Source organism: Nonomuraea sp. NPDC004702 (assembly GCF_053601695.1).
The window spans coordinates 19,125-45,181 of sequence record NZ_JBSGCE010000011.1 but is presented as its reverse complement, the minus strand read 5'-3'; the positions used below and the strand labels follow the sequence as shown (position 1 = coordinate 45,181).

The following is a 26,057-nucleotide window of genomic DNA, read 5'->3' as shown; positions in this document are numbered from 1 at the left end:
CCGGCGGATCAGACGTTGAAGCGGAACTCCACCACGTCGCCGTCGCGCATGACGTAGTCCTTGCCCTCGATGCGGGCCTTGCCCGCGGACCGGGCGCTGGCGATGGAGCCCACTTCGACCAGGTCGTCGAAGGAGACCACCTCGGCCTTGATGAAGCCGCGCTGGAAGTCGGTGTGGATCACGCCGGCCGCCTCGGGCGCCGTGGCGCCCTTGCGGATCGTCCAGGCCCTGGTCTCCTTCGGGCCGGCGGTCAGGTAGGTCTGCAGGCCCAGCGTCTCGAAGCCGACCCGGGCGAGCTGGCGCAGGCCCGACTCCTCCTGGCCGACCGACTGGAGCAGCTCCAGGGCCTCCTCCTCGTCGAGCTCGACCAGCTCGGACTCGATCTTGGCGTCGAGGAAGACGGCCTCGGCCGGCGCGACGATGGCCGACAGCTGCTCCTTGAGCGCGGTGTCGGTCAGCTCGTCGGCGTCGAGGTTGAAGACGTAGAGGAAGGGCTTGGCGGTGAGCAGGTGGAGCTCGCGCAGCTCCTCCCGGTCGAGGCCGCTCTCGAAGATGGTCCTGCCGGTCTCCAGGACGGCCAGCGCGGCCTCGGCGGCCTCCAGCGCGGCCTTCTTGTCCTTGTTGTTGCGCGCCTCCTTCTGCAGGCGCGGCACGGCCTTCTCGACCGTCTGCAGGTCGGCCATGATCAACTCGGTGTTGATGGTCTCGATGTCCCGCTTGGGGGAGATCTCGCCGTCGACGTGCGTGACGTCGGGGTCGCCGAAGACGCGGATGACCTGGCAGATCGCGTCGGTGTCGCGGATGTTGGCGAGGAACTGGTTGCCCCTGCCCTGCCCCTCCGAGGCGCCCTTGACCAGGCCCGCGATGTCGACGAACTCCACCTTGGCGGGCAGGATGCGGGCCGAGCCGAAGATCTCGGCCAGCTTGGGCAGGCGGTCGTCGGGCACGCCCACGATCCCCACGTTGGGCTCGATGGTGGCGAACGGGTAGTTCGCCGCGAGTGCGTTGCCGGTCTTGGTCAGCGCGTTGAAAAGCGTGGACTTACCGACGTTGGGCAGGCCGACGATGCCGATGGAAAGGCTCACGGACAGCGAGTTTACTTGCTGAGCAGGTGCAGGCAGGTCACCGGACGGTAGGTCCCGGGCGCCGCGCGCAGGTAGCGCTGGACGCCGGCCGGGCAGGCCGCTGGCGTGCTCTCGAAGGAGACGACGCGGGCCCAGGCCGCCGACGAGTCGCAGGCGGCCCTGGTCACGGCCGACCTGGCGACGACGTCGGCGGGCGGTCTGGCCACGCACGCGCCCTCGGCGAGCACCTGACCGCCGGGGCCCAGGCAGACGACGTTCGCTCCGCTTTCGAGCGTGTCGAGGGTGGACGAGGGGCATTCGTCGGCGGTCGAGGCGATCGCGACGGATCTGCCGTACCAGCCGGCGCCCGCGCACGGGCGTTCCCGCCCGTCGAGGGCCACGCAGTCGCCGGGCCTGAGCAGGCCGCCGCCACCGCCGGGCACGCCGGCGTGCGGGGCCAGGAAGGACCGCACGCAGGCCGTGCGGCCCAGGCCGATGCGCAGCACGTCGTCGGTGTCGTCGGGGCAGTCGGCGGGCCGCGGCGGGTCGTGGGCGATGGCCAGCACCTCGAAGTCGCCGCCGTTGCAGGGGATCAGCGCGTAGCGGTCGGTGACGCAGGCGCCGGGCGTCCAGCGCAGGGTCGGGCGGGTGGCCGCCGGCCCCTCGGCCCCGGGACCGGTGATCACGGCTCCGGCCAGGGCGATCAGGGCGACCGACACCGCGGACACGGCGACGGCGAGCCTCGTACCGGTAGCCATCCCAATACTGTGCGTGACGGATCAGTCGGCGCACAAGCGGATTCCGCAAGCGTGTCGGGAAGATCCAGACGCGATGTGCTGCAATCATCGTTGGAGTGGATGTCGTCTCGCTGCTCATCGGACTCGCCCTCGGACTCCTCGTCGGCTTCCTGGTCGCCAGGACCCGCGCGGCGGTGCGGGTGGCCGAGGCCGACGCGCGGGCCAGGTCGGCCGCCGAGAAGCTGGTCTACGTCGAGGAACAGCTCGCCGAACGGTTCCAGGCCCTGTCCACGCGCGCCCTCGACGTCAACAACGTGCGTTTCCTCGAACTGGCCGAGACCCGGCTGTCGGCCAGCCGCGCCGAGGCCGCCGGCGATCTCGACCAGCGCAGGCAGGCCGTCGAGCACCTGGTCGAGCCGCTGAAGGACGCGCTCGCGCGGGTCGAGTCGCAGCTTCGCGACACCGAGGCCGGGCAGCGGGCGGCTCGGGCGGAGCTGGCCAAGCAGATGGAGTTCGTGCAACAGAGCAACGAGCAGCTGCGCTCGCAGACGACCGCGCTGGTCAGGGCCCTGCAGCGGCCCGAGGCGCGCGGGCGGTGGGGCGAGCTGCAGCTGCGCCGGGTGGCCGAGATCGCCGGGATGCAGCGCCACTGCGACTTCGAGGAGCAGGTCGTCGAGGGCGCGATGCGTCCCGACATGGTGATCAGGCTGGCCGGCGGCAAGAACATCGTGGTCGACTCCAAGGTCTCGCTCGCGGCCTACCTGGAGGCGGCCGAGGCGGGCGACGAGTCGCTGGCCACCGTCCGGCTCGACGCGCACGCCAGGCACGTGCGCGAGCACGTCGACCGGCTGGCGGCCAAGGCGTACTGGCAGGGGTTCAACCCCTCGCCGGAGTTCGTGGTGCTGTTCATCCCGGGCGAGGCGTTCCTCGCGCCCGCGCTCGAACGCGACCCCGCGCTGCTGGAGTACGCCATGGCGCGGCGGGTGCACATCGCCACCCCGACGACGCTGATCACGATGCTGCGCACCGCCCACTACGCCTGGCAGCAGGCCGCGCTGAGCGAGAACGCGCGGGCGGTGTTCGAGCTGGGCAAGGAGCTGTACGAGCGGCTGTCGTCCCTCGGCAGGAACGTGGAGTCGCTGGGCAAGGCGCTGACGCGGGCGGTGGAGGCGTACAACAAGTCGGTCGGTTCGCTCGAAAGCCGCGTCCTGGTCACCGCACGCAAACTCAACGATCTGGGCGTCGTGGACGGCGACCTGGACGCCCCGGACATGCTCGAAGGGCTGCCGAGACCCCTGGCCTCGCCCGAACTGCTCGAAACCACGTCTCTGATTTCGCACTCGAACGGTAAGTTGGCAGGCGGGTCGCCGTAAACGGGGGTGGGACAGTGGCAGAGAAGGGCAGGCGTTCTGGCGTCAGGCTGACCGCTCGCGGCGCCATCGCGCTCACCTTGGTCGCCACCCTGGCGGGCTATGTCCTGACCGCGGTGCTCGGCCTGTCCTACCTGGTGGGGGCCGCGTTCGTGGTGTCGAGCCTGCTCGGCGTGCTCCTGGTCAACAAGCGCGAGCTGCTGTCGCTGGTGGTCACGCCGCCGCTGGTGTTCTTCTGCGCGACGCTCTTCGTCGAGCTCGGGCGGGCGTTCGGCTCGGTGTCGATCATGCAGTCGCTGGCCCTCGGCCTGTACGGCTCGCTGACCCGCGGCGCTCCCTGGCTGTTCGCCGGCTCGGCGGTCGTGCTGGCCGTCGCCTGGCGGCGCGGCCTGCGCGACAACGTGCGGGAGCTGCGCGAGGAGCTGAAGGCGGGCGCGGAGATGCCGCGCCCGCGCCAGCCGTTCGTGCCCGAGCCGGAGGGCTACTTCGAGCCCAAGGTCTACGGCACCCCGCGCGGCGACGACTAGCCGGCGCGAAGGTCCTTGCGCAGCTCGTGCGGGAGCGCGAAGCGCATGCTCTCCGGCACCGACTCGACCTCGCGCACGTCGCCGAAGCCGTGCCCGGCCAGCCGCGCGAGCACCTCGTCGACCAGCTCCTCCGGCACCGACGCGCCGCTGGTCACGCCGACCGTGGTGACGCCGTCGAGCCACTCGTCCTGGATGAAGCCGGCGTTGTCCACCAGGTACGCGGCCTCGGCGCCGTAGTCCTTGGCCACCTCGACCAGGCGCTTGGAGTTGGACGAGTTCTCCGACCCGACCACGATCACGAGCTGGGCCTCAGCGGCGATCTCCTTCACCGCGACCTGCCGGTTCTGGGTGGCGTAGCAGATGTCGTCGCTCGGCGGGTCGATCAGGGTGGGGAAGCGCTCCTTGAGGCGGGCGACCGTCTCGGTGGTCTCGTCGACCGACAGGGTGGTCTGCGACAGCCACACGAGCTTGTCGGGGTCCTTCACCTGGACCTTCTCGACCGAGTCGAGGCCGTCGACGAGCTGGATGTGGTCGGGGGCCTCGCCCGAGGTGCCCTCGACCTCCTCGTGGCCTTCGTGCCCGATGAGCAGGATGTCGTAGTCCTGGGCGGCGAACCGCTTGGCCTCGTTGTGCACCTTGGTGACCAGCGGGCAGGTGGCGTCGATGGTGCGCAGGCCCCGCTGCCTGGCCTCCTCGTGCACGGCCGGCGAGACGCCGTGGGCCGAGAACACCACGATCTCGCCCTCGGGCACCTCCTCGGTCTCCTCGACGAAGATGGCGCCCCTGGCCTCCAGCGTCTTGACGACGTGGGTGTTGTGCACGATCTGCTTGCGGACGTAGACCGGCGCGCCGTACTGCTCCAAAGCCTTCTCGACCGCTACCACGGCTCGATCGACTCCGGCACAGTAGCCGCGCGGCTTGGCTACGAGTACTCGGCGGGAAGTGGGGGTCTGGGGCTCCATACTTCTTATGCTACGTGGAGCGGCCATCAGGGCTGCGCGTGCGTGGTCGCCCGCCGTTTGCCAGACTGGCCGTCCAATACAGACCTCCCAGGGAGACGTCATGTCCCTCAGCGACGTGATACGCAACATCGCCAGAACCGTTACCAACAAGGACGAACTCAAGGAGAAGGCCAAGGATCTGCCGCTGCTCGTCGTCCAGACCACGCTCAGCGCGGCCGGGCAGGCGCTGCTGGTGGTGGACCGGGTGAAGAACTCCATCAAGGGGCTCGGCACGAAGGAGGAGCAGGAGGAGGAGCAGGAGTCCCGTCCCTCCGCCGCCGCGCAGGTCGCCGCTCCCCCGGCCGAGGAGGAGAAGCCGGCGCGCAAGGAGCCGGTCATCTTCACGCCGCGTCCGGAGGCCGCGCCCAACGGGTCGGCCAAGAGCAAGCCGGACCCGGTCATCTTCGCCCCCGCGGGCAAGACCGCCACCAAGCCGGAGACCGAGCCCGAGCCGGAAGCCGCGGCCGAGACGGAGGCCCCGGCGAAGGCCGACGCGCCGGCCAAGGCCGAGGTCAAGGCGGAGGCGCCCGCGAAGGCCGAGGTCAAGGCCGAGGCGCCGACGGAGGCCGAGCCCGCCGCCGAGGTCGAGCCGACCGCCGAGACCAAGGCCGTCGAGACCAAGGCCGCAGAGGTCAAGGCCGCAGAGGTCGAGCCGGATGTCGCGGCTGAGGTCGCGCCCGCGGCCGAGCCCGCCGCGAAGCCCGCCAGGACCGCCAAGGCCACGAAGACCGCCAAGAGCACGAAGGCCGCCGCGACCACCACCACCGCCAAGCCGGCCAAGCCCGCGAAGGCGACGAAGGCCGCCAAGGCCGCCGCCGAGCCCGCCGCCGTCACCGAGGTCACCGAGGAGCCCACGCCCGCCGCCGCGCCCCAGGACGGCGTGCTCAAGGCCGCCGCGGAGGCCGTCACCGAGCCGGCCGCCCCCGTGGCGGAGCCCAAGGTCGTCCCCGACGACCTGGCCGAGCCGCTGCCCGGCTACTCCGAGCTGACCGTGGCCTCGCTGCGGGCCAGGATGCGCGGCAAGTCCGCCCAGCAGATCGGCGACTACCTCGCCTACGAGCGCGCCACCCAGGCCCGCGACGAGGTCGTCCGCATGTTCGAGAACCGGCTGGCCAAGCTGCAGACCGGGGAGTAGTCGTAGCGAACCCGTAGTCTTCCGCCATGACCTCGAAGACCACACCCGAGTCTCCGCTGCCGATCCGCACGGTCCTGCAGATGGTGGGCGGCTGGATCGGCAGGCTCGGCACGGTGTGGGTCGAGGGCCAGATCACCGATCTGAGCGCGCGCGGCGGCACGGTGTTCCTGACCCTGCGTGACCCGGTGGCCAACGTCTCGGCCCGGGTCACGGCTCCGCGCGGCGTCTACGAGGCCGCCGAGCCGCGTCCCTCCGACGGCGCGCGGGTCGTGGTGCACGTCAAGCCGGACTTCTGGGTAAACAAGGGCTCGTTCGCCTTCACGGCGATGGAGATCCGGCCGGTCGGCGTGGGCGAGCTGCTGGCCAGGCTGGAGCGGCTGCGCCGGCTGCTGGCCACCGAGGGGCTGTTCAACGCCGACAGGAAGCGGCGGCTGCCGTTCCTGCCGGGCACGATCGGGCTCGTCTGCGGGCGCGACTCGGCCGCCGAGCGCGACGTGCTGGAGAACGCCCGCCGCCGTTGGCCGGCTGTGCGGTTCAAGGTGGAGGAGGTGGCCGTCCAGGGGCCGTACGCGGTCGGGGAGGTCACCGAGGCGCTGCGCAAGCTCGACGCCGACCCCGAGGTCGAGGTGATCGTGGTGGCCCGCGGCGGTGGTTCGCTGGAGGACCTGCTGCCCTTCTCCGACGAGACGCTCGTGCGCGCGGTGGCCGCCTGCCGCACCCCCGTGGTCAGCGCGATCGGTCACGAGCAGGACAGCCCGCTGCTCGACCTGGTGGCCGACGTACGCGCCTCCACGCCCACCGACGCCGCCAAGAAGGTCGTCCCCGACGTGGGCGAGCAGCTCGCGCTGGTCCGCCAGCTGCGCGACCGCGGGCGGCGGGTGCTCAACGGCTGGCTCGACCGCGAGATGTCCTGGCTGACGTCGGTGCGCTCGCGGCCGTCGCTGGCCGATCCGGTGCGCGAGCTCGAACGCCGTGCCGAGCAGGTCGACGCGCTGCGGGAGCGGGCCAGGCGGTCGCTGACCGGCTCGCTTGACCGGGCCGCCGACGACCTCACGCACCTGCGGGCCCGCCTGGTCGCGCTGTCGCCCGCGGCCACGCTGGAGCGCGGCTACGCGATCGTGCAACATCCGTCGGGCGAGGTCGTGCGCCTGGCCAAGGACGTGCCGCCGGGCTCCCCGCTGACGATCAGGCTGAGCGACGACCGGCTCACGGTCCGTACGGAGGACTAGGGCCCCGCACGACGGCGGCGGCCAGGTCGGCGAGGCCGGCCTTGACGTCCTCCACCGTCATGCCGCGCTCCTCCCGCTGGAACTTGATCAGCCAGGCGGTGACCGGCGCGAGCAGCGCGTCGGCCAGATAGGCGGCGTGGGCCCCCGGCCGGGCCGCGGCGAGCAGGCTCGCCAGATGCACCTGATGCACCTTGTACGGCCCGCTGTAGCGCACCTTGCCCGGCCCGTTCTCCAGCAGCAGGAACAGGTCCTGCTGCTCGACGATGCGATCGACCAGCGCGTGCAGGAACGCCGTGACCCGCTCGGTGGGCGGCGCGCCGGGCCCGAGCGGCGGCGGGCCGTTCAGGAACGCCGCCTGGAAGCGCCGCTCCCGCTCGTCGATCAGCGCGAGGACGAGCCCCACGCGGTCGCCGAAGCGCCGGTAGACGGTGCCCACCCCGACGCAGGCGGCCTTGGCCACCTCGTCGAGCGAGAGCTCGTCGGCGCCGCGCTCGGCGATCATCGCGGCGGCCACCTCGATGATCTTCCGGCGGTTGCGCGCGGCGTCGGCCCGCTCGGGCTGGGGCTGCCCGACGACGGGCAGCAGGGGACGTGCGCACACGCCTGGAGCATAACTCCCTTGTGAACGGAGAGCTCTCCGGTATTCTCCGAATCGGAGAACTCTCCGATTATGAGGAGCTGAGGATGACCAACTCGTTCAACCAGCAGGTCATTGACGAATTCCGGGCCAACGAGGGCCGGGTGGGCGGCATGTTCGAGGGCGCGTCGCTGGTGCTGCTCACCACGACGGGCGCCAAGAGCGGCAAGCCGACGACCACGCCGGTGATGTACCTGGCCGACGGCGACCGCTACGTGATCATCGCCTCCAACGCGGGCGCCGACAACCACCCGGCCTGGTACCACAACCTGCGCGCCAACCCCGCGGCGACCGCCGAGATCGGCACCGAGACGTTCGAGGTGAAGGCGGAGTTCATCGAGGGCGACGAGCGCGACCGGCTCTACGCCCGCATGGTCGAGATCGCCCCCGGCTTCGCGGAGTACGAGGCCAAGACCAGCCGCCGCATCCCCGTGGTGGCGCTCAACCGCACCGCCTCCTGACGGATCAGAAGGGGGCGTCGTCGGCGCCCGGCTCCGAGCGCCTCGCCATGGCGGCGGCGAGCTTGACCCGGGCGCCCTGCAGCCACTCCTCGCAGACGGCCGCGAGCCGCTCGCCGCGCTCCCAGAGCTCGATCGACTGCTCCAGGGTGAGCCCGCCCGTCTCCAGGCGGCGCACCACCTCGGTCAGCTCCTCGCGGGCCTGCTCGTACGAAGGTGTCTTCTCGTCTGCCACGGCCACCACCCTAGACGCCGCCGCGCCCGGCCAGGGTCATCCCTTGGCGCGCTGCTGCAGGAGCCCGGCCAGCTCGGTCAGCTCGGGCCAGTCGGCCGTGCCGGTGATGACGAGGGTGACGTCGGGGAGCACCCGCACGAGCGAGCGCTGGTTCTTGTCCTCGCGGAAACGCCTCTCCCACGTCACGCCGCCCACCTGCTGGCTGCCGGACGGCCTGGCGATGCCGGTCATGCGGTTGGCGAACTCGGCGGCCGGCTTCTCGTCGCTCTGGGCGAACATGGCGTGCTGCCGCTCGGCGGTGGCGTAGCCCAGGTAGAGCACCTGAGCGCCGTTCTCGCCCTTGGCGATCCTGTTGCTGTTGGGCACCCAGCCCGCCGGGTCCTTCTGCGGGGACCACACCTGGTAGGGCACGTCGTGCCCGAAGTTGGCGACGGTGATGGAGTAGTCGAGCCGCGGGATGTGCTCCTCGCGGCTCTGCGGGGCGACGAGCATGAAGAGCCCCACGCCCGCCAGGCACACGAAGAGGGCTACCGCGTAGCCGTAGAAACTTTGGCTGAACCGTCGCACACTTGGCGAGGTTACCCGCTGGAGGGCGCGGTCGCCGAAGCGGCGGGCCTGATCTGGCCGATGATCGCCAGCACGTCGTCGACCATCGCGCGGTCGCCGGAGAAGACGATCTCGCTGACGGCCGCGGCCAGGGCTCCGGTGACCACGACGACGAGCGCGGGCTCGTCCTCGAACAGGGCGGCGTTGCGCTGGGCCCACGTGCGCAGCCGGTCGCGCATGACCACCTCGAAGCCGGGCGGGCCGTCGCCGCGCAGGAACAGGGCGGCCAGCTCGCGTTCCTCCAGGCAGCCTTCGAGGTAGGCGCGGGCGGCGTCGATGAACACCCGCATGGGGTCGCCCTCGGCGGCGGCGCGGGCCGTACGGGCGGCCTGCTTGGTGCGCTGGGCCTGGCGGGCCTGCCATTCCTCCCACAACGTGAGGTAGAGGTCGGCCTTGCCGGAGAAATGGTGGTAGAGGCTGCCCACGCTGGCGTCGGCCCTGGCGACGACGTCCGTCACGCCGGCCTCGGCGAACCCCTTGGAGACGAAGACCTCCCGCGCGGCGGCCAGCAGCGAGCTCCGCGTCGCAGCCCCCCGCTCGGACGTGCGAGGCTGGGTCACCGCGTGTTCCACTTCGCTCATTCGATCTCCTCCACGGCGGGGGCGCATGTCCATGGTGGAGGCGAGATCTCCTACGCGCACGCGATATGGCGCAAAATCCGGTCTCCGTCATGCGGGGCACCCATATAGATATCCCTTTTCGCCGGTCCCTGACCATCGCGTGGCGGCCCTTGTGCAGAGAGCTGAGCCGGACTGGGCAGATTATCCCCCTCTGACCGGGAATAGACCGGCAACTACGATCGAGAGAGTTCTCAACGAGGAGGCTCATCATGTCCGATCAGACGTCGGTACCGGCAGCGCTCGCGACGGGCGAGCACGCCCCCGACCGCAACCTGGCGATGGAGCTGGTACGCGTGACGGAGGCGGCCGCCATGGCCGCGGCCCGCTGGGTGGGCCGCGGCGACAAGAACGGCGCCGACGGCGCGGCGGTCAACGCCATGCGCCAGCTGATCAACACGGTGTCGATGAACGGCGTGGTGGTCATCGGGGAGGGCGAGAAGGACCACGCCCCGATGTTGTACAACGGCGAGCGCGTCGGCGACGGCAGCGGCCCCGACTGCGACGTGGCGGTGGACCCGATCGACGGGACCAGGCTGACGGCGCTCGGCATGCCGGACGCGGTGTCGGTGATCGCGGTGAGCGAGCGCGGCTCGATGTACGACCCGTCCGCGGTGTTCTACATGGAGAAGCTGGTCACCGGGCCGGAGGCGGCCGACGTGGTGAACATCGAGGCGTCGGTGGCCGACAACATCAACGCCGTGGCCCGGGCCAAGCACTGCTCGCCGTCCGACGTCACGGTGGTCGTGCTGGACCGGCCGCGGCACGAGAAGCTGGTCAAGGAGATCAGGGAGACGGGCGCGCGGATCAAGTTCATCGTCGACGGCGACGTGGCCGGCGCGATCATGGCGGCCCGCGCGGGCACCGGCATCGACCTGATGCTGGGCATCGGCGGCACGCCCGAGGGCATCGTGGCCGCGTGCGCGCTGAAGTGCCTTGGTGGTGTGATCCAGGGCCGGCTGTGGCCGCGCGACGACGCCGAGCGCGCCAAGGCCGTCGACGCCGGGCACGACCTCAGCCAGGTGCTCACCACGAACGACCTGGTCAGGTCGGACGACGTGTTCTTCGCCGCGACCGGCATCACCCAGGGCGAGCTGATGCAGGGCGTGCGGTTCAGGTCGGGCGCGGCGGTGACCAGCTCGCTGGTGATGCGCGGCCGGTCGGGGACCATCAGGAAGATCGAGAGCGAGCACCAGCTCTGGAAGCTGCGCGCCTACAGCGCGATCAACTTCGACACGGCCGGCTGACCCGGCTCAGCGGCGGCGTCTGCGCCTGGGCGGTTCCTTGATCTTGATGTCGCCGGCGAAGTTCGTGGTGCGCACCTCGACCACGGGCCCGCCGGGCTCGACCGGCTGCCTGGTCAGGCGGACGGTCTCCCCCTTGGCGACCCTGATCACCTCAAGGTCCTCCGGCACGTGGATCTCCAGGCCGCCGAAGACCAGGGTGGCGTTGATGACGATCCGGCTGTTCTGCAGGATCGCGTCGCGGAAGTCCAGCTTGGTCGTGCCGAACATGGCCGTGACGTCGAGCTCGGCGGGCACCACCCAGCGCCCGCCGCGCTGCTCCTTCTTGAAGATGGCCGACACCGGCCGGCCGTCGAGGTTCAGCGGCTGCTCCTCGGCCGGGAGCAGGTCGGCGGTGAGCCCGGCGAGGTCGCCGAGCGTGCGCGCGGAGTAGACGACGCCGAGCCGCTCCTCCAGCTCGACGAGGTCGAGCCGGCCGTCGGCGTGGGCGTCCTGGAGCACCTGCGCGATGCGTTCTCGGTCGGCGTCGGAGGCGCGCAGCTCGTGCGGCTGCGGCAGGCCGGGCGCGGCCGGTGCGCGCCGGGACGTCACGAACTCCTCAGCAAGCCGCTCTCCGACTTCCTGCAGCTTCGGCAACCACGATCCCGCGCGTTCGTTCACACTTCTGACGATATCCGGCGGCCCGGGTATTCGCTCGCCCAAGAACGGACCAACAGGGCGCACATCGGCGAATCCGCCCGAGCAACGCGCCGATCTCCCGACCTGGCTCTCCGTTCCCCTCGGCGTGCCGGTGACCGTGCGCCGGAATCGTCCGATCGGCGTGCCGATGGCCGTACGCCGGAATCGTCCGGCGTTTCCCGCCGTTGATCCACGCGACAGGCTTCTGACCGCTGATCCCGGGAGGCGGGCGTGCACCAACCGGCGCGATGGGGGCTCGGTGCGGCGGGGGTGGGCATCGCCGTGATCGCGGGCCTGGATCTGACCAGCCTCGACGAGACGAACCCGTTCAGGCGCACGATCAGCGAGCACGGCCTCGGCCCCGACGGGTGGATCTTCGGGCTCGCCGTGGGGCTGCTCGCGGCCGGGTCGGCGGCCATCGGCGTCTCGCTGGCGCGCAAGCGGCTGGCCGGGGCGGTCGGCACGGTCGCGCTCATGGCCTGGAGCGTGGGGCTGCTGCTGACGGCGTCCTTCCAGAAGCACGACTGGGCGGTCGGGCCGAGCACCAGCGGCAGCATCCACCGGGTCGGCAGTTTCGTGGCCTTCCTCAGCCTGCCGCTCGCCGCGCTGGTCATCGCCCGGCCCTGGCGGCAGCGGGAACGCCGCAGGTCGGCGATGGTGGCGTTCGGGCTGGGGGTGTGCTCGGCGCTGTGGGTCGTGGGCATCGGCGCGGCGGTGCTGATCGGCGCCCGCCACGGGCTGCCGTGGTACCGGGTCATGCCCCTCGGCCTGGTCGAACGGGGGCTGGCGGTGACCGAGGTGGCCGCGTTGCTGGCCCTCGGGGTGTGGGCGGCCGGACGGCTGGCGGAGGCCGAGCCCGTGCGGGCGGTCAGGCGGGCCGTAGAGCGGCGATGAGGTCCTCCACGTAACCGCGGAAGACGGCCGCCATGTCCACCTGGCCGGGGTCGATCAGCCACTGGGTCTGCAGGCCGTCCATCATCGCGATCAGGCGGTCGGCGTGGGCCTCGGCGTCGAGGCCGGCCCGGAACTCGCCGCGCTCGACGCCGGCGCGCAGCGCGGCGGCCACGTCGGCGCGCAGCCGCCGGTAGCGCCGCCTGGCCCACTCGTGGCCGGGGTGGCCGGGGGTCACCGCCTCGCCGCTGATCACCGAGAAGAGCTGGACGAGGCCCGGCACCCGCGCGTTGTGGTCGACGACGTCGGCCAGGGCGCGCAGCGCGGCGGCGCCGCCGTCGTGGCCGCCGTCGTGGCCGTCGCGCCCTGGCCCGAACCTGCGCCGGTCGAGCTCGTCGCGGTAGTCGAGCACCGCGACGAGCAGACGCTCTTTGCTCCTGAAGTGGTGGAGCAGCCCGGCCTGGGAGAGCTCGACCCGGTCGGCGATGCGGGCCAGCGAGGCGCCGCGGTAGCCGTGCTCGGCGAACTCCAGCAGCGCGACCGCCAGGATGCGCTCCTTGCGTGCCTCGCCGGTCGCGTAGCCCCGTCTCACCCAGGCACCCTATCCGCCGGCGGATCCGACCCTGGCGTACGGCCCTGAGCAGCCGCTAACCTGACTCCGCCTCACGTTTGATTCCCCCCCGATCAGGAGGCCATCGTGCCGTCCCCGCGTGATCGCCAGGCCCGTACCGCCACGTACGTCGTGTACGGCGTGCAGGGCCTCTCCTTCGCCACCCTGCTCGTCCAGGTGGCCAGCCTCCAGACCGAGCTGGAGCTCACCGACGGGGCGCTCACGCTCCTGCTGCTGATCGTGCCCGTCTTCGCCGGCGTGGGCAGCGTCGGCGCGGGCACGTTCGCCGCCCGGTACGGCAGCAAGCTGCTCCTGCGGGTCGCGCAGCCCGCGGTGGCGCTCGCCGTGGTGCTCACCGGCCTCGCGCCCTCGGTGCCGCTGGCCGTGCCCGCGCTGCTGCTGTTCGGCCTGGCGGTCGGCGCGGTGGACGCGGGCATGAACATGCAGGGCGTGGCCGTCGAACGCCGGTACGGCACCGCCGTGCTGAACGGCTTCCACAGCGTGTGGAGCGTCCTCAGCCTGGCGGGCGCCCTGTGGGCGGTGTTCGCGGCCGGCCGGGTCTCGCTGGCGGTCACCATGGCGATCCCCATGGTCCTGGCGGTGGCCGGGTCGATCTACGCCGGGCCGAAGCTGTGCACGATCGCCGAGGAGAAGGTCGAGAACGTCGTCGAGGCCGCGACCGGCAAGTTCCCCTGGCGGCCGATCATCCCGCTCTGCCTGGCGATGGGCTTCCTGTACATCGGCGACGCGGCGGTGTCGAACTTCGCGACCGTCTTCATGGGCAAGGCCCTGCTGGCCCAGGACAGCGTGGCGAAGCTGGCCTACAGCGTCTACCAGGGCGCGACGCTGGCCGTGCGGCTCGCCGGCGACGTCGCGGTCCGCCGCTACGGCCCGGCCGCCATCGTCCGGCTCGGCGGCGCGCTGGCCACGCTGGGCTTCCTCGGCGTCGTGGTGGCCCCGAACCAGCCGCTGGCGATCGTCGCGTTCGGGCTGACCGGGCTGGGGTTGTCGGTGGTCGCGCCGCAGTCGTTCTCGGCGGCGGGCAAGCTGGACCCGGCGGGCACCGGGGTGGCCATCGCCCGGGTGAACCTCTTCAACTACGTGGGCTTCATCGTGGGAGCCGCGCTGATCGGCGGCATCGCCGACGCCACGGACTGGCGGGTGGCGTTCGTCGCGCCGCTGCTGCTGGCCGGCGTGATCATCGCGCTCGCGCCGGGCTTCGCGCCCCGGCGGGCCGCCGCGCAGGCGTGATCCGCGAGCCTCCTCAGCCGCGCACCTCGGCCACCTGGACGGGACGCGCTTCGCGCAGCGACAGGTCGGCGGCCTCGGCGACGTACAGGGCGGCCAGGGCGTCCTCGACCGAGCACAGGCCCTCGCCGCCGCGCAGGAAGGCGTCGATCTCGGCCGCGTAGGCGGGGCCGAACCTGGCGGCGAAGTCGGGCCAGGACGGGCCGGGCGGCTGCAGGCCCTCGGCGCTGCGCAGCGGGGCGCGCGGCCCGAGCCCGGCCACCTGGGTGCCCTTGGTGCCGGCCAGCTCCATGCGCACGTCGTAGCCGGCGCCGTTGTAGCGGGAGCCCTGGAGGGTGGCCAGCGTGCCGTCGTCGAGGGTGAGCAGCGCGGCGCTGTTGTCCACGTCGCCGGCCTCCTTGAAGAACGCCGCCCCCCGGTTCGCGCCGACGGCGTGGACGGAGACGACCTCGCGCCCGGTCACCCAGCGCAGGGCGTCGAAGTCGTGGACGTGGCAGTCGCGGAAGAGGCCGCCGGACAGCGGGACGTACCCGGCGGGCGGCGGCGCGGGATCGGCCGTCACCAGGTGGACGCGGTGCAGCTCCCCCAGCTCGCCGGCCCGCAGCGCGGCGCGGGCGGCCCGGTAGCCGGGGTCGAACCTGCGCTGGAACCCGATGCACACCCGCCGGCCCGCGCTCGCCTCCAGCACCTTGACCGTCTCGGCGACCGTGCCCGCCACCGGCTTCTCGCACAGGACGGGAACGCCCCGCTCGCACGCCCTGATCAGCAGCTCGGCATGCGTGCTCGTCGGCGTGGCGATGACCACGGCGTCGGCCTCGAACGGGTCCCCCGGCCTGCCGTACGGCGAGGTCCTGACCGGGTCGGCCACGATCAGCTCGTCGACCAGGGGGTGCGCGGCCAGGTTCGCCGCGTGGAACGCGCCGATCCGGCCCAGGCCCAGCAGTCCCACCCGCATGCCGCCTCCAATGCCGCATTCCGCCTCAGTCCTTGATATGTCCGGACATACGGACTTTTAAGCCTTGTACGGCCTCCGCCGCCTGATGCACCGGCAGCCGGGCGAACCCGACCACGACCGCCGGCGGGCCGGGCGAGAACCGCATCGGCGCGACCGGCTCGGCGGCCAGGCCGACCTCCTCGGCCGCGCGGACGACCCGCAGCTCGTCCCAGCCGTCCGGCAGGTCGAGGTAGACGTGCAGCCCGGCCTGGATGCCCCGGACGCGGATCTCCGGCAGCTCCTCGGCCAGCGCCCTGACCAGGGCGTCCCGGCGGCGGCGGTACTCCCTGCGCATGCGCCGCAAATGTTTGTCGTAGCCGCCGGTGCGCAGGAAGTGGGCCAGCGCGTACTGCTCGATGACCGGGGAGCCCAGGTCGAGCTCGCTCCGGGCGCGGCGGATCGCCTCGGCCAGGTGGGCGGGGGCGGCGACCCAGCCGAGCCGGAGGCCGGGCGCGAGCGACTTGCTGACGCTGCCGGTCAGGATCACCCGGTCGGGGGCCAGCCCCTGGAGGCAGCCGACCGGGTCGCGGTCGTAGCGGAACTCGGCGTCGTAGTCGTCCTCCAGGATCGTGCGGTCGCCCGCGCAGGCCCATTCCATGAGCGCGGCCCGCCTGGCCGGGGAGAGCACGACGCCCGTCGGGTACTGGTGTGCGGGCGTGACCAGCGCCGCCTCGCCCTCCATGGCGCCGGTGACCAGGCCCTCGCAGCCCACGGGCACCGGCACCAGGCGGGCCCCGGCCCGTTCCAGCAGCGGGACCTGGCGGCGGCTGGTGGGGTCCTCGACGATCAGGCGCAGGCCGCCGCGCCGGGCCAGGACGTGCAGCGCCAGGCTCAGCCCCTGCGCCACGCCGCCCACGACGACCAGGTTGTCGGGATGGACGTCGGCCGCCCTGACCCGTCGCAGGTAACCGGCCAGCTCCTCGCGCAGCTCCGGGACGCCGCCGGGGTCGCCGTAGTCGAGCGCGTCGGACGGCACGGTGGCCAGCACGTGCCGGACGGCCGCCGACCACCGCTCCCGGGGAAAGTGCCCCAGGTCGGGAGACGTGGCCCGGTGCCCCTGGTACGGCCCGCAGGCGCCGCCGTCGGCCACCGGCCACGGACGGGCGGACCGGACGGCGCCCAGCGGGGCCACCTCCGTCCCGGCCCCCACCCGCGAGACCAGGAACCCCTCGGCCACCAGCTGCTCGTACGCCTCCACCACCACGCCCCTGGAGACCTGGAGGTCGGCGGCGAGGTCGCGGGTGGCGGGCAGGCGGGTGCCGGGCACGAGCCGCCCGAGGCGCACGCCCTCGCGCAGCTCGGCCGCGATCTGCCCGGCGATCCCTCCCGCATCCCGATTGATCTGGATGTGCAGGTCGGCCATATTGGTCCTGTCATATAGCGGCCCATTGGACTGTTTGCCCGAACCATTGTCTCCCTACGATCCTGCACATGAGAAACGGAATCGCCGGAGCCGCCACCGCCATGTTCCTGGTGGGCACCCTGGCCGGAGTGTCCGGCCTGATCGGCTCCTATCCCGTGTACGGCGGCCAGGCCGTGCGCTACCTCGCCGCGGCGGTCATCCTGCTGGTCGTCACCAGGGCGCTCGGCCTGCGGTTCGTCCGGCTGACCGGGCGGGAGACCCTGTACCTGGGCGGGCTCACCCTGCTCGGGCTGGTGGTCTTCAACATCTGCGTCGTCGAGTCCACCCGGGCCTCGGGGCCGGCGCTGGTGGGCACCGTCCTCGGCACCGTGCCGCTGGCGCTGGCGCTGGCCGGCGGGCGTCCGGCGCCGCGGCTGCTGGTGGGGGCGTCGGTGGTGGTGGCCGGCGCGACGCTGGCGACCGGACTGGGCAGCGGGAACCCGACCGGCCTGCTGTGGGCGCTCGGGGCGCTGGCGGGCGAGGTGAGCTTCTCCATGCTGGCCATCCCCCTGCTGCCGAAGCTGGGGGCGATCCGGGTGTCGGCGTACTCGACGGCGCTGGCCGTGCCCATGCTGGCCGTGGTCGGCCTGGTCCAGGAGGGCTCGGCCATGTTCAGGACGCCGACCGCGGCCGAGACGCTGGGCTTCGTGTACCTGGCGGTCGTGGTCACGGTCGTGGCCTTCTTCCTCTGGTACACCTCGCTGCCCAGGCTCGGCCCCGGGACGGCCGGGCTGTTCGCCGGGCTCATCCCGGTCGGCGCGATCGTGACGGGGCTCGCGCTCGGCATCGCGACGCCGAGCGTCTACGACCTGGCGGGGGCCGGTCTGGTGATCGTCGGCATCCTGGTGGGGCTCACCGCGCGGCGCTCGCCAGAGCCCGTGCCGGCCCCGGGATGACCACCTGACGGGGGGCGTACCCTCTATGGACATGGACTTCGACTACACCGATCTGCTTCCCCTGGGCGCCGATGAGACCGAGTACCGGCTGATCACGTCGGAGGGGGTGCGGAAGGTCGAAGCGGCCGGGCGTACGTTCCTGGAGGTCGACCCCGAGGCCCTGCGGCTGCTCACCGAGACCGCGGTCCACGACATCTCCCACTTCCTGCGCACGTCGCACCTGGCGCAGCTGCGCAAGATCGTCGATGACCCCGAGTCCAGCGGGAACGACCGGTTCGTCGCCCTCGACCTGCTGAAGAACGCCTCGATCTCGGCCGGCGGCGTGCTGCCGATGTGCCAGGACACCGGCACCGCCATCGTCATGGGCAAGCGCGGCCGCCACGTTCTGACCGACGGCCGCGACGCCGAGCACATCTCCAAGGGCGTGTACGACGCCTACACCAAGCTCAACCTGCGCTACTCCCAGATGGCCCCGCTGACCATGTGGGAGGAGAAGAACACCGGCAGCAACCTGCCCGCCCAGATCGAGCTCTACGCCGAGGACCCCCACGGCCACGCCGACGAGTACAAGCTGCTGTTCATGGCCAAGGGCGGCGGCTCGGCCAACAAGTCGTTCCTCTACCAGGAGACCAAGGCGGTGCTCAACGAGAAGCGCATGCTGGCCTTCCTGGAGGAGAAGATCCGCTCGCTGGGCACCGCGGCCTGCCCGCCGTACCACCTGGCCGTGGTGGTGGGCGGCACCTCCGCCGAGTTCGCGCTCAAGACCGCCAAGTACGCCAGCGCCCGCTACCTCGACTCCATCCCCACCGAGGGCTCGCCCTCCGGGCACGGCTTCCGCGACCTGGAGCTGGAGGCCAAGGTCTTCGAGCTGACGCAGAAGCTCGGCATCGGCGCCCAGTTCGGCGGCAAGTACTTCTGCCACGACGTGCGCGTGATCCGCCTGCCCCGGCACGGCGCGTCCTGTCCGGTGGCCATCGCGGTGTCGTGCTCGGCCGACCGCCAGGCGCTGGCCAAGATCACGGCCGAGGGCGTGTTCCTGGAGAAGCTGGAGACCGACCCGGCCCGCTTCCTGCCGGAGACCACCGACGAGCACCTGTCCGACGACGTCGTCCGCATCGACCTCAACCGGCCGATGCCGGAGATCCTGGCCGAGCTGACGAAGTACCCCGTCAAGACGCGGCTCTCCCTCACCGGCCCGCTCGTCGTCGCCCGCGACATCGCGCACGCCAAGATCGCCGAGCTGCTCGACGACGGCGGCGAGATGCCGCAGTACCTCAAGGACCACGCGGTCTACTACGCCGGCCCGGCCAAGACCCCCGAGGGTTACGCCTCCGGCTCGTTCGGCCCCACCACGGCCGGCCGCATGGACTCCTACGTCGAGCGCTTCCAGGCGGCGGGCGGCTCGATGGTCATGCTGGCCAAGGGCAACAGGTCCCGGCAGGTCACCGAGGCGTGCCAGAAGTTCGGCGGCTTCTACCTGGGCTCCATCGGCGGCCCGGCGGCCCGGCTGGCCCAGGACTGCATCAGGAAGGTGGAGGTGCTCGAATACCCCGAGCTGGGCATGGAGGCGGTGTGGAAGATCGAGGTCGAGGACTTCCCCGCCTTCATCGTCGTCGACGACAAGGGTGACGACTTCTTCACCGACCGCACCGGGCCGGTGCTGAGCATCGGGCGCAGGTAGGGCCCGAGCGCGTCGAAGGGTGCCGGGCGGCGGTCGAAGCCCCTCGGCACCGGACGACGGGGGGGTGCCCCCGGGCGTCTCAGGCCGCGACGGCGGCTCGGTGGGGGGCGACGACGCTGCCGTCGGGCAGGAGCAGACCCGTGTCCTCGAACAGCACCACGCCGTTGCAGAGGAGGCTCCAGCCCTGGTCGGGGTGGGCCGAGATCACGTGCGAACGCTCACGGTCGGGCGAGTCCGCACTGGGGCATACGGGAAAGTGACTGCACATCATCGCGCACCTCTCAGATGGCGCTCCTGCTTCCTGATGTTCAAAAGGGCAACTGTCGCCCCGACGGCGTGCGAAGGTCCAGGGTGGCGCCGACCGGCTTCCTCGGCCGGCGGCGAACCTGTGTCTGGCGCATCTCCATCACGTCCTTCAACTTCTGTCGTCAGTGGTGGAACGTCGGCGTCCTACCCAGTCTCGGGGCCGGCACCGACAGTTTCAGCTGCTCGCGGGTTCTCGCCTGCTCTCATGTCCTAACCATGCCCCCGTCCCCTTTCGGCACCCTTACATCTTGCTGACGGCGTGCCGTGGTTCCTGTCAATCAGCCTGCCGTACGCGGGAAAGTGCCCTACTAGGCATCATGCACATTTATCGGGGAGAGGGGTGTGCCGAGCGTCACAGTCGCTCTGACGTGCGGTAATACAACAAAGCGCGCATCCCGGGCAGGAATGCGCGCTGTGTCGATGTGTCAGGCGGCGTAGGACGGGTAACCGTAGCCGACGACCTGCGAGGTCGGCCGGACGCGCTCCTCGACCTTGCCGTTGCCGGTGTTGCCCTCGATCGTGGAGATCGTGCCGTCGCCGTTGTCCTTGACGACGAAGCCGACGTGCTGGATGTCGCTCAGGCTCTTGCTGCCGCTCCAGGAGAAGAAGACGACGGCGCCCGGCCTGGCCTCGGTGCCCCAGCGGTCGTTGGCGGCGAACCACTTGGCGTGGGTCACGGTGTAGGCGTCCCAGCCGACCTGCGGGCGGGCGCCGGTCTGCTCGCCGACCCAGGAGACGAACATCGAGCACCAGGCGGCGTTCAGGTAGTCCTGGCGGCTGCCGCCGTCGCGGGCGACGGTCTCGCCGGCGCGCTGCGAGTCGGCGTACCACTTCTGGAACTTGGTGCCGCCGCCGTTGGCGTCCTCGGAGGTGCCGACCTGGGCGCGGGCGGTGGCCAGCACCTGGGCGGCGGTGACGTTCACCCGGCCCTGGGCCGAACCCTGCGCGGCCGACCGCTGCGCGGCGGTCTGGGCGTCGGTCCGGTGCGCGGTGGCGGCGCTGACGGCGGCACTGGTGCCCAGCGCGGTCACGGCGATGGTCGCGCCGAGAGCGAGCTTGGCGATATGGGACGTGGTCATCATGGCGTGCTTGGCCATCGGGGGGTGCTCCTTTGCTCACCGTCCGCGCATGAGGCACGGCGGGTCACAGGTGTGAATCCTGCGATGGGTGATGACGACAGATCTGCGGGGGCGCCTCGACACGGCTGCCCTGCCGTCGCGTACAAACAGGTACAACAGCGCCCTGACCTGGGTAATTCCCACCCCAAGAAATCCCCACAGGACGCCTGTGCGCGGACGGCTCATGCCGTCCGCGCACAAACTGGACCCAACTGACTCTCGCCACGATGCCAAGGCGAGACCTAGGTCGCAAGTCTGATGCACTTGCGAACTACTTGCAATAGTGTCCTCCAGAGATCTACTTCGAGAGGACGGACCCATGGGGGACTACACCCTTCCCGACATGCCGTACGACTACGGCGCGCTGGAGCCCGCCATCACCGGCGAGATCCTGGAGCTGCACCACGCCAAGCACCACGCGGCCTACGTCAAGGGCGCCAACGACACGCTCGACCGCCTGGCCGAGGCCCGCGACGGCGGCGACTTCGCCGGCCTGGTGGGCCTGGAGAAGACCTTCGCCTTCAACCTGTCCGGCCACGTCCTGCACTCGATCTTCTGGGAGAACCTCTCCCCGGACGGCGGCGACCGCCCCGACGGCGCGCTCAGGGCCGCCATCGACGAGCATTTCGGCACGTTCGAGGCGTTCCAGAAGCAGCTCACCACGGCCACGGCGTCGGTCCAGGGCTCCGGCTGGGGCGTGCTGGCCTGGGAGCCGCTGAGCCGCCGGCTGGTGGTCGAGCAGATCTACGACCACCACGGCAACGTCGGAATGAACACCACACCGCTTCTCGTGTTCGACGCGTGGGAGCACGCTTACTATCTGCAGTACCGCAACGTGCGTCCGGACTACGTCGAGAAACTGTGGGGCCTCGTCAACTGGGCAGATGTGGCCCGGAGGTTCGCTGACGTAACGAGTCAGGCGGGTTGACTTAAGTTCGCAACAATTTATCGGCCCCGCCTCTACTGGTCGGTTTACACAAATAGGTAAGCTGCCTGGCATGCGTGCGCCCTCCGGTTACCTTCTCGCCGCGCGCTATCGGCTTGTGGAGCCGGTTGGTCGCGGCGGCATGGGCACCGTTTGGCGGGCGCATGACGAGTTGCTCGACCGCGACGTGGCGGTGAAGGAAGTACGGCTGCCCACCGTCCTCGACGAGGAGCTGCGCGCGGAGTTGTGCGCCCGCACCGAGCGCGAGGGCAGGGCGACCGCGATGGTGGCCCATCCGTCGGTCATCACCGTCTTCGACGTCGTGACCGAGGACGACCGTCCCTGGATCGTGATGGAGCTGCTCCGGGCCAAGTCCCTGGAGCAGCTCATCCAGGAGCACGGACCGCTCCATCCGCGCCGGGCCGCCGAGATCGGCCGGCAGATCCTCGGCGCGCTGCGGGCCGTCCACGCCAAGGGCATCCTCCACCGCGACGTGAAGCCCAGCAACGTCCTGGTGACCGAGGACCGCGCCGTGCTCACCGACTTCGGCCTGGCCGCGCTCGAAGGCGACGTCTCCATCACCCAGGCCGGCATCGTGCTCGGCTCGGCGGGGTACATCGCCCCCGAACGGGTTCTCGGCTCCAAGGCCAGCCCCGCGGGCGATCTGTGGTCGCTCGGCGCGACCCTCTACACCGCCGTCGAGGGCCGGGGGCTGCACGGCCGCCGTACGGCCGCCGCCGCGCTGGCCGCGCTGACCAGCGGCGAGCCGATCCCGATGAGCAAGGCGGGCCCGCTGGCGCCCGTGCTCGACGCGCTGCTCAGGATCGATCCACAGACCCGGCTCGACTCCGTGCGGGCCTCGCTCATGCTGGCCCGGGTGGCCGCGGGCGGCTCGGCGGAGGAGCCGCTGGCCCCGCGCCGGCCCGTGCGCCCGGTTCCCGTGGTCACCTCACCCCCCTTCGCGCGCAGGCCCGCGCACCGCGGGCTGCACAGGGCGGAGGCCACCGCCGCCGCGCTGTCGGTCCCGCCGCCGCGCCAGGAGCGCAGGCCGGGTGAGGGCGTCCACCGCAAGCGGGTCGAACCACGTCCAAGTCCGTCCACTTATGTCCGTTTCAAGGCTGCGGTGATAAAGTTGTTCCTTCCTCGGCGGTTCTGGCCAAGAGAACTTCGCAAGCGAGGGTAAAGCACTTCCCAAGCGAGAATCGATATCTTCTTCTCATGCCGGAACAGCAGACACGCCTGCTCGCGGAGCGCTACGAGCTCATCGCCCCGCTCGGCCGGGGCACGATGGGGACCGTGTGGCGCGCCCGCGACCGCGCGCTCGGGCGCGAGGTGGCGGTCAAAGAGATCCGCCAGGACCAGGGGCTCACCGAGGACCAGCGGGCCGAGCTACGCGAGCGCATGGTCCGCGAGGGCCGCATCGCCTCGCGGATCAACCACCCGTCCGTCGCCGCCATCCACGACGTGCTCATCCAGGACGACAGCCCCTGGATCATCATGGAGCTCATCGAGGCGCGCTCCCTGGAGCAGGTGATCGAGGAGGAGGGCCCGCTGCCGCCGCGGCTCGTGGCCGAGATCGGCGTCGACCTGCTCGGCGCGCTGCGCGCCGCGCACTCCCAGGGCATCACGCACCGCGACGTCAAGCCGGGCAACGTGCTCATCACCGAGAGCGGCCGGGTGGTCCTGACGGACTTCGGCATCGCCAAGGCCGAGGGCGACTCGCGGCTCACCAAGACGGGCATGGTGATCGGCTCGCCCGGTTACACGGCCCCGGAACGCGCCAGGGGCGAGTACACCGGGCCCGAGTCCGACATCTGGTCGCTGGGGGCGACGCTGTACTTCGCGGTCGAGGGGCGGCCGGCGTACGAGCGGGCCACGATCGCCGAGACGCTGGCGGCGCTGCTCAGCGAGAGCGCCGACCCGCCCACGCAGGCCGGTCGGCTGCGGCCGGTGCTGAACGGGCTGCTCAACAAGGACTACCGGCAGCGGCTCAGCGCCGCCAAGGCGGAGACCCTCATGCGGATGGTCGCCGACACGCCCACGAGCGAGATGCCGGCGCTCACGGCGGAAGCCCTGATGGCCCAGGAGGCCGCGTTGCCCGACCCCTTCACCGACTCCGGCCCACGGCGTCCCGCCGGCCCTCAGGGGCGCCCTTCAGGGGCTCAGGAGGCGTACGGGGCGGGCGCGCCGCCCGTCTCGGCCCCGCAGCCGACGCGTCCCGCCGGGGGGCGGCCTTCAGGGGCTCAGGGGGCGGGACCCGTGCCGTCCGGCGCGGCCGGAGGCCGTGCGGCGGCGCCGCAGGGGCCTTCAGGGCCGCAGGAGCCCGCCCGGAGCCCGCTGCGGGCGCCGACGATGCCCCAGAGCACCGCACCCGGCCGGCCGCCGCAGGCCGCGCGCCCGGCGCAGCCCCCGCAGACCGGGGACGCCGGCGACGAGGGCGGCTTCGACCCCGACCGGACTGTCAGCGTCATGCGTCCCAAGGGGCCGTTCCCGCCGGGGCCCGAGCAGGGCGGCGACCGTCCGCCGCAGCGCCCCGACGACGAGGGGACCGTCACGACCAGGCACATCGCCACGCCGCGGAGCGGCTCCCCCGGCCAGCAGGTCTACCCGCCGGCGCAGCAACCGCCGCACGCCGCGCGGCAGCAGGGCCCGGGACAGCAGGGTCCGGGGCAGCACGGTCCTGGACAGCAGGGTCCGGGGGGCCCGCAGCAGGGCGGCCCGGTGCCGGGCGGCCCCGGGCAGAACCGGCCCGGGCAGCCGGTGCCGCCCGCCGCCGGCCCGCACCAGGGCCAGGGCCTCGGGACCGACCTGTTCGCCATCGCCGGGCCGCCCGAGAAGCCGCAGGCGGGCAACCGCAACGGCATGCTCGTGCTGATGGCCGTGGCGGCGGCCGCCGCGGTCGTGATCGCCGTCCTCATCGTGGCGCTCATCTCCAGCTGAGCGAGCCCGTCTCCGGTACGACGGCCCGTCCCCGCCCGGGGCGGGCCGGCCCCGGACTGATCGCCCGGCCGTGGGACAGACTGGAGTCATGAGCGAGTTCAGAATCGAACATGACTCGATGGGCGAGGTCCGGGTGCCGGCGGGAGCGCGGTGGCGGGCCCAGACCCAGCGGGCGGTGGAGAACTTCCCGGTCTCGGGACGGCCGCTCGAACCGTCCCACATCGCCGCGCTCGGCCTGATCAAGGCGGTCGCCGCCGAGGTCAACGGCGAGCTGGGCGTGATCGACAAAGATCTGGCCGAGGCCGTCGCGCAGGCCGCCGCGGACGTCGCCGACAACGAGCACGACGCCCACTTCCCCATCGACGTCTTCCAGACCGGCTCGGGCACCTCGTCCAACATGAACGCCAACGAGGTGATCGCGACGCTGGCCGAGGAGCGGCTGGGACGGCCGGTGCACCCCAACGACCACGTGAACGCCTCCCAGTCGTCCAACGACGTCTTCCCGACCTCGATCCACGTGGCGGCCGCGATCGAGGTGACCTTCCACCTGCTGCCCTCGCTCGCCCACCTGGCCGAGACGCTGCACGCCAAGGAAGCCGAGTTCGCGCAGGTGGTCAAGTCGGGCCGGACCCACCTGATGGACGCCACGCCGGTGACCCTCGGGCAGGAGTTCGGCGGGTACGCCGCCCAGATCGACCACGGCGGCACCCGCGTGCGCACGGCGCTGAACCACGTACTGGAGCTGCCCCTGGGCGGGACGGCGGTCGGCACGGGCATCAACACGCCGCCCGGCTTCGCGCAGCGGGCGATCGCGAAGCTGGCCGAGGCGACCGGCATCCCCTTCCGCGAGGCCGCCGACCATTTCGAGGCCCAGAGCGCCCAGGACTCCATCGTGGAGCTGTCCGGGCAGCTCAAGGTGGTGGCCGTGTCGCTCAACAAGATCGCGAACGACCTGCGCTGGATGGGCTCGGGCCCGCGCGCCGGGCTCGGCGAGATCAACCTGCCGGACCTCCAGCCGGGCTCGTCCATCATGCCGGGCAAGGTCAACCCGGTGATTCCCGAGGCCACGGCCATGGTCGCGGCGCAGGTCATCGGCAACGACGCGGCGATCACCTTCGCCGGGGCCTCGGGCAGCTTCGAGCTGAACGTGCAGCTCCCGGTCATCGCCCGCAACATCCTGGAGTCGATCAGGCTGCTGGCGAACGTGTCCAGGCTGCTGGCCGACCGCTGCGTGGCCGGCATCACGGCCAACGCCGAGCGCCTGCGCGAGTACGCCGAGTCCTCCCCCTCGATCGTCACCCCGCTCAACAGGCACGTCGGCTACGAGGAGGCGGCCAAGATAGCCAAGCAGGCGCTGGCCGAGCGCAGGACCATCAGGGAGGTCGTCGTCGAGCGCGGCCACGTCGCCGACGGCACCCTGACCGAGGAGCAGCTCGACGCCGCCCTCGACGTGCTGTCCATGACCCGGCCGCCGACGGAGGGGTGATCCACATAGGTCGGCTCGGATC

27 protein-coding genes are annotated in these 26,057 nt (G+C 71.8%); 14 read left to right on the top strand and 13 right to left on the bottom strand.

Going from position 1 to position 26,057, the window contains the following annotated elements; all coding sequences use genetic code 11:
- Window positions 1-8: 8 nt before the first annotated feature.
- Window positions 9-1,085 carry a redox-regulated ATPase YchF gene (ychF, locus tag ACWEJ6_RS16335; protein ID WP_352352936.1) on the bottom strand — a complete coding sequence of 359 codons (1,077 nt, stop codon included), beginning with the start codon at window positions 1,083-1,085 and terminating at the stop codon, window positions 9-11.
- A gap of 11 nt (window positions 1,086-1,096) precedes the next feature.
- Window positions 1,097-1,822 (bottom strand): hypothetical protein, encoded by a 726-nt coding sequence (locus ACWEJ6_RS16330; protein ID WP_452424382.1) that lies wholly within the window; start codon window positions 1,820-1,822, stop codon window positions 1,097-1,099.
- 95 nt (window positions 1,823-1,917) lie between these two features.
- On the opposite strand from ACWEJ6_RS16330, the gene ACWEJ6_RS16325 reads away from it, so the two are divergent.
- Complete coding sequence (locus ACWEJ6_RS16325) at window positions 1,918-3,174, top strand: DNA recombination protein RmuC (RefSeq protein ID WP_387677142.1); 1,257 nt, start codon at window positions 1,918-1,920, stop codon at window positions 3,172-3,174.
- A 14-nt stretch (window positions 3,175-3,188) separates the two neighbouring features.
- Window positions 3,189-3,698 (top strand): DUF6542 domain-containing protein, encoded by a 510-nt coding sequence (locus ACWEJ6_RS16320; protein WP_358294442.1) that lies wholly within the window; start codon window positions 3,189-3,191, stop codon window positions 3,696-3,698.
- Here the strand turns inward: ACWEJ6_RS16320 and ACWEJ6_RS16315 are convergent.
- Complete coding sequence (locus ACWEJ6_RS16315; protein ID WP_387677138.1) at window positions 3,695-4,660, bottom strand: 4-hydroxy-3-methylbut-2-enyl diphosphate reductase; 966 nt, start codon at window positions 4,658-4,660, stop codon at window positions 3,695-3,697. The genes ACWEJ6_RS16320 and ACWEJ6_RS16315 overlap by 4 nt on opposite strands.
- 100 nt (window positions 4,661-4,760) lie before the next feature.
- Between ACWEJ6_RS16315 and ACWEJ6_RS16310 the strand changes: the two genes are divergently transcribed.
- Together ACWEJ6_RS16310 and xseA are read left to right on the top strand one after the other, a co-directional pair.
- Window positions 4,761-5,834 (top strand): hypothetical protein, encoded by a 1,074-nt coding sequence (locus ACWEJ6_RS16310; protein ID WP_452424379.1) that lies wholly within the window; start codon window positions 4,761-4,763, stop codon window positions 5,832-5,834.
- A gap of 26 nt (window positions 5,835-5,860) precedes the next feature.
- Entirely contained in the window at window positions 5,861-7,063 is a 1,203-nt protein-coding gene (gene xseA, locus ACWEJ6_RS16305) for an exodeoxyribonuclease VII large subunit (RefSeq protein ID WP_452424377.1), read from the top strand.
- On the opposite strand, the gene ACWEJ6_RS16300 is transcribed toward xseA, so the two are convergent.
- Window positions 7,041-7,664, bottom strand: coding sequence for a TetR/AcrR family transcriptional regulator (locus ACWEJ6_RS16300; RefSeq protein ID WP_452424375.1), 624 nt, complete (start codon window positions 7,662-7,664; stop codon window positions 7,041-7,043). The genes xseA and ACWEJ6_RS16300 overlap by 23 nt on opposite strands.
- 83 nt (window positions 7,665-7,747) lie before the next feature.
- Between ACWEJ6_RS16300 and ACWEJ6_RS16295 the strand changes: the two genes are divergently transcribed.
- Window positions 7,748-8,161, top strand: coding sequence for a nitroreductase family deazaflavin-dependent oxidoreductase (locus ACWEJ6_RS16295; RefSeq protein ID WP_387677126.1), 414 nt, complete (start codon window positions 7,748-7,750; stop codon window positions 8,159-8,161).
- A gap of 4 nt (window positions 8,162-8,165) precedes the next feature.
- On the opposite strand, the gene ACWEJ6_RS16290 is transcribed toward ACWEJ6_RS16295, so the two are convergent.
- The 3 genes from ACWEJ6_RS16290 to ACWEJ6_RS16280 are packed head-to-tail and all read right to left on the bottom strand — an operon-like array spanning window position 8,166 to window position 9,580.
- Entirely contained in the window at window positions 8,166-8,393 is a 228-nt protein-coding gene (locus tag ACWEJ6_RS16290) for an exodeoxyribonuclease VII small subunit (RefSeq protein WP_352325447.1), read from the bottom strand.
- Window positions 8,394-8,429: 36 nt separating this feature from the next.
- A complete protein-coding gene (locus ACWEJ6_RS16285) occupies window positions 8,430-8,960 on the bottom strand; it encodes a DUF4245 domain-containing protein (RefSeq protein ID WP_452424373.1) in 531 nt (176 codons plus the stop codon).
- An 11-nt stretch (window positions 8,961-8,971) separates the two neighbouring features.
- On the bottom strand, window positions 8,972-9,580 hold the full coding sequence (locus ACWEJ6_RS16280) for a TetR/AcrR family transcriptional regulator (protein ID WP_387677121.1): 609 nt from the start codon (window positions 9,578-9,580) through the stop codon (window positions 8,972-8,974).
- Between the two features lie 248 nt (window positions 9,581-9,828).
- Here ACWEJ6_RS16280 and glpX point away from each other — a divergent pair, with 248 nt between their 5' ends.
- Window positions 9,829-10,863, top strand: a complete 1,035-nt coding sequence (glpX, locus tag ACWEJ6_RS16275; protein ID WP_352325444.1) for a class II fructose-bisphosphatase — start codon at window positions 9,829-9,831, stop codon at window positions 10,861-10,863.
- A gap of 6 nt (window positions 10,864-10,869) precedes the next feature.
- Here the strand turns inward: glpX and ACWEJ6_RS16270 are convergent, their stop codons facing one another.
- Entirely contained in the window at window positions 10,870-11,520 is a 651-nt protein-coding gene (locus ACWEJ6_RS16270) for a DUF1707 SHOCT-like domain-containing protein (RefSeq protein ID WP_387677115.1), read from the bottom strand.
- A gap of 249 nt (window positions 11,521-11,769) precedes the next feature.
- Here ACWEJ6_RS16270 and ACWEJ6_RS16265 point away from each other — a divergent pair, with 249 nt between their 5' ends.
- Window positions 11,770-12,432, top strand: coding sequence for a DUF998 domain-containing protein (locus tag ACWEJ6_RS16265; protein WP_452424370.1), 663 nt, complete (start codon window positions 11,770-11,772; stop codon window positions 12,430-12,432).
- On the opposite strand, the gene ACWEJ6_RS16260 is transcribed toward ACWEJ6_RS16265, so the two are convergent.
- Window positions 12,407-13,021, bottom strand: coding sequence for a TetR/AcrR family transcriptional regulator (locus ACWEJ6_RS16260; protein WP_452424368.1), 615 nt, complete (start codon window positions 13,019-13,021; stop codon window positions 12,407-12,409). The two genes, ACWEJ6_RS16265 and ACWEJ6_RS16260, sit on opposite strands and share 26 nt — an antisense overlap.
- A gap of 105 nt (window positions 13,022-13,126) precedes the next feature.
- Here ACWEJ6_RS16260 and ACWEJ6_RS16255 point away from each other — a divergent pair, with 105 nt between their 5' ends.
- Window positions 13,127-14,290, top strand: a complete 1,164-nt coding sequence (locus tag ACWEJ6_RS16255) for an MFS transporter (protein ID WP_358294453.1) — start codon at window positions 13,127-13,129, stop codon at window positions 14,288-14,290.
- Between the two features lie 13 nt (window positions 14,291-14,303).
- On the opposite strand, the gene ACWEJ6_RS16250 is transcribed toward ACWEJ6_RS16255, so the two are convergent.
- Window positions 14,304-15,242 (bottom strand): Gfo/Idh/MocA family protein, encoded by a 939-nt coding sequence (locus tag ACWEJ6_RS16250; protein ID WP_452424366.1) that lies wholly within the window; start codon window positions 15,240-15,242, stop codon window positions 14,304-14,306.
- A 25-nt stretch (window positions 15,243-15,267) separates the two neighbouring features.
- On the bottom strand, window positions 15,268-16,644 hold the full coding sequence (gene pdxR / locus ACWEJ6_RS16245) for a MocR-like pyridoxine biosynthesis transcription factor PdxR (protein WP_387677102.1): 1,377 nt from the start codon (window positions 16,642-16,644) through the stop codon (window positions 15,268-15,270).
- A 68-nt stretch (window positions 16,645-16,712) separates the two neighbouring features.
- Between pdxR and ACWEJ6_RS16240 the strand changes: the two genes are divergently transcribed.
- Together ACWEJ6_RS16240 and ACWEJ6_RS16235 are read left to right on the top strand one after the other, a co-directional pair.
- Entirely contained in the window at window positions 16,713-17,579 is an 867-nt protein-coding gene (locus tag ACWEJ6_RS16240) for a DMT family transporter (protein WP_387677100.1), read from the top strand.
- Window positions 17,580-17,610: 31 nt separating this feature from the next.
- Complete coding sequence (locus ACWEJ6_RS16235; protein ID WP_452424363.1) at window positions 17,611-19,260, top strand: fumarate hydratase; 1,650 nt, start codon at window positions 17,611-17,613, stop codon at window positions 19,258-19,260.
- 79 nt (window positions 19,261-19,339) lie between these two features.
- Here the strand turns inward: ACWEJ6_RS16235 and ACWEJ6_RS16230 are convergent, their stop codons facing one another.
- Together ACWEJ6_RS16230 and ACWEJ6_RS16225 are read right to left on the bottom strand one after the other, a co-directional pair.
- Window positions 19,340-19,528 carry a DUF5999 family protein gene (locus ACWEJ6_RS16230; RefSeq protein ID WP_358294619.1) on the bottom strand — a complete coding sequence of 63 codons (189 nt, stop codon included), beginning with the start codon at window positions 19,526-19,528 and terminating at the stop codon, window positions 19,340-19,342.
- A gap of 463 nt (window positions 19,529-19,991) precedes the next feature.
- Window positions 19,992-20,663, bottom strand: coding sequence for a CHAP domain-containing protein (locus ACWEJ6_RS16225; protein WP_452424361.1), 672 nt, complete (start codon window positions 20,661-20,663; stop codon window positions 19,992-19,994).
- 340 nt (window positions 20,664-21,003) lie between these two features.
- On the opposite strand from ACWEJ6_RS16225, the gene ACWEJ6_RS16220 reads away from it, so the two are divergent.
- From ACWEJ6_RS16220 to ACWEJ6_RS16205, 4 genes are all read left to right on the top strand, one after another.
- Window positions 21,004-21,612, top strand: a complete 609-nt coding sequence (locus tag ACWEJ6_RS16220) for a superoxide dismutase (RefSeq protein ID WP_352330694.1) — start codon at window positions 21,004-21,006, stop codon at window positions 21,610-21,612.
- Between the two features lie 70 nt (window positions 21,613-21,682).
- Window positions 21,683-22,792: a serine/threonine-protein kinase gene (locus ACWEJ6_RS16215; protein ID WP_387677091.1), complete on the top strand. Its 1,110-nt coding sequence runs from the start codon at window positions 21,683-21,685 to the stop codon at window positions 22,790-22,792.
- Window positions 22,793-22,827: 35 nt separating this feature from the next.
- Complete coding sequence (locus ACWEJ6_RS16210) at window positions 22,828-24,549, top strand: protein kinase domain-containing protein (RefSeq protein WP_452424359.1); 1,722 nt, start codon at window positions 22,828-22,830, stop codon at window positions 24,547-24,549.
- An 88-nt stretch (window positions 24,550-24,637) separates the two neighbouring features.
- Window positions 24,638-26,035 carry a class II fumarate hydratase gene (locus ACWEJ6_RS16205; protein ID WP_452424357.1) on the top strand — a complete coding sequence of 466 codons (1,398 nt, stop codon included), beginning with the start codon at window positions 24,638-24,640 and terminating at the stop codon, window positions 26,033-26,035.
- Window positions 26,036-26,057 lie beyond the last annotated feature (22 nt).

Coding starts and splice junctions, on each gene's coding strand:
- ACWEJ6_RS16330 (WP_452424382.1), bottom strand. CDS start 1,822: ATGGCTACCGGTACGAGGCTCGCCGTCGCCGTGTCCGCGGTGTCGGTC.
- ACWEJ6_RS16315 (WP_387677138.1), bottom strand. CDS start 4,660: ATGGAGCCCCAGACCCCCACTTCCCGCCGAGTACTCGTAGCCAAGCCG.
- ACWEJ6_RS16280 (WP_387677121.1), bottom strand. CDS start 9,580: ATGAGCGAAGTGGAACACGCGGTGACCCAGCCTCGCACGTCCGAGCGG.
- ACWEJ6_RS16225 (WP_452424361.1), bottom strand. CDS start 20,663: ATGGCCAAGCACGCCATGATGACCACGTCCCATATCGCCAAGCTCGCT.
- ACWEJ6_RS16250 (WP_452424366.1), bottom strand. CDS start 15,242: ATGCGGGTGGGACTGCTGGGCCTGGGCCGGATCGGCGCGTTCCACGCG.
- ACWEJ6_RS16295 (WP_387677126.1), top strand. CDS start 7,748: ATGACCAACTCGTTCAACCAGCAGGTCATTGACGAATTCCGGGCCAAC.
- ACWEJ6_RS16220 (WP_352330694.1), top strand. CDS start 21,004: ATGGGGGACTACACCCTTCCCGACATGCCGTACGACTACGGCGCGCTG.
- xseA (WP_452424377.1), top strand. CDS start 5,861: ATGACCTCGAAGACCACACCCGAGTCTCCGCTGCCGATCCGCACGGTC.
- pdxR (WP_387677102.1), bottom strand. CDS start 16,644: ATGGCCGACCTGCACATCCAGATCAATCGGGATGCGGGAGGGATCGCC.
- ACWEJ6_RS16210 (WP_452424359.1), top strand. CDS start 22,828: ATGCCGGAACAGCAGACACGCCTGCTCGCGGAGCGCTACGAGCTCATC.
- ACWEJ6_RS16235 (WP_452424363.1), top strand. CDS start 17,611: ATGGACTTCGACTACACCGATCTGCTTCCCCTGGGCGCCGATGAGACC.
- ACWEJ6_RS16230 (WP_358294619.1), bottom strand. CDS start 19,528: ATGTGCAGTCACTTTCCCGTATGCCCCAGTGCGGACTCGCCCGACCGT.
- ACWEJ6_RS16205 (WP_452424357.1), top strand. CDS start 24,638: ATGAGCGAGTTCAGAATCGAACATGACTCGATGGGCGAGGTCCGGGTG.
- ACWEJ6_RS16310 (WP_452424379.1), top strand. CDS start 4,761: ATGTCCCTCAGCGACGTGATACGCAACATCGCCAGAACCGTTACCAAC.
- glpX (WP_352325444.1), top strand. CDS start 9,829: ATGTCCGATCAGACGTCGGTACCGGCAGCGCTCGCGACGGGCGAGCAC.
- ACWEJ6_RS16240 (WP_387677100.1), top strand. CDS start 16,713: ATGAGAAACGGAATCGCCGGAGCCGCCACCGCCATGTTCCTGGTGGGC.
- ACWEJ6_RS16215 (WP_387677091.1), top strand. CDS start 21,683: ATGCGTGCGCCCTCCGGTTACCTTCTCGCCGCGCGCTATCGGCTTGTG.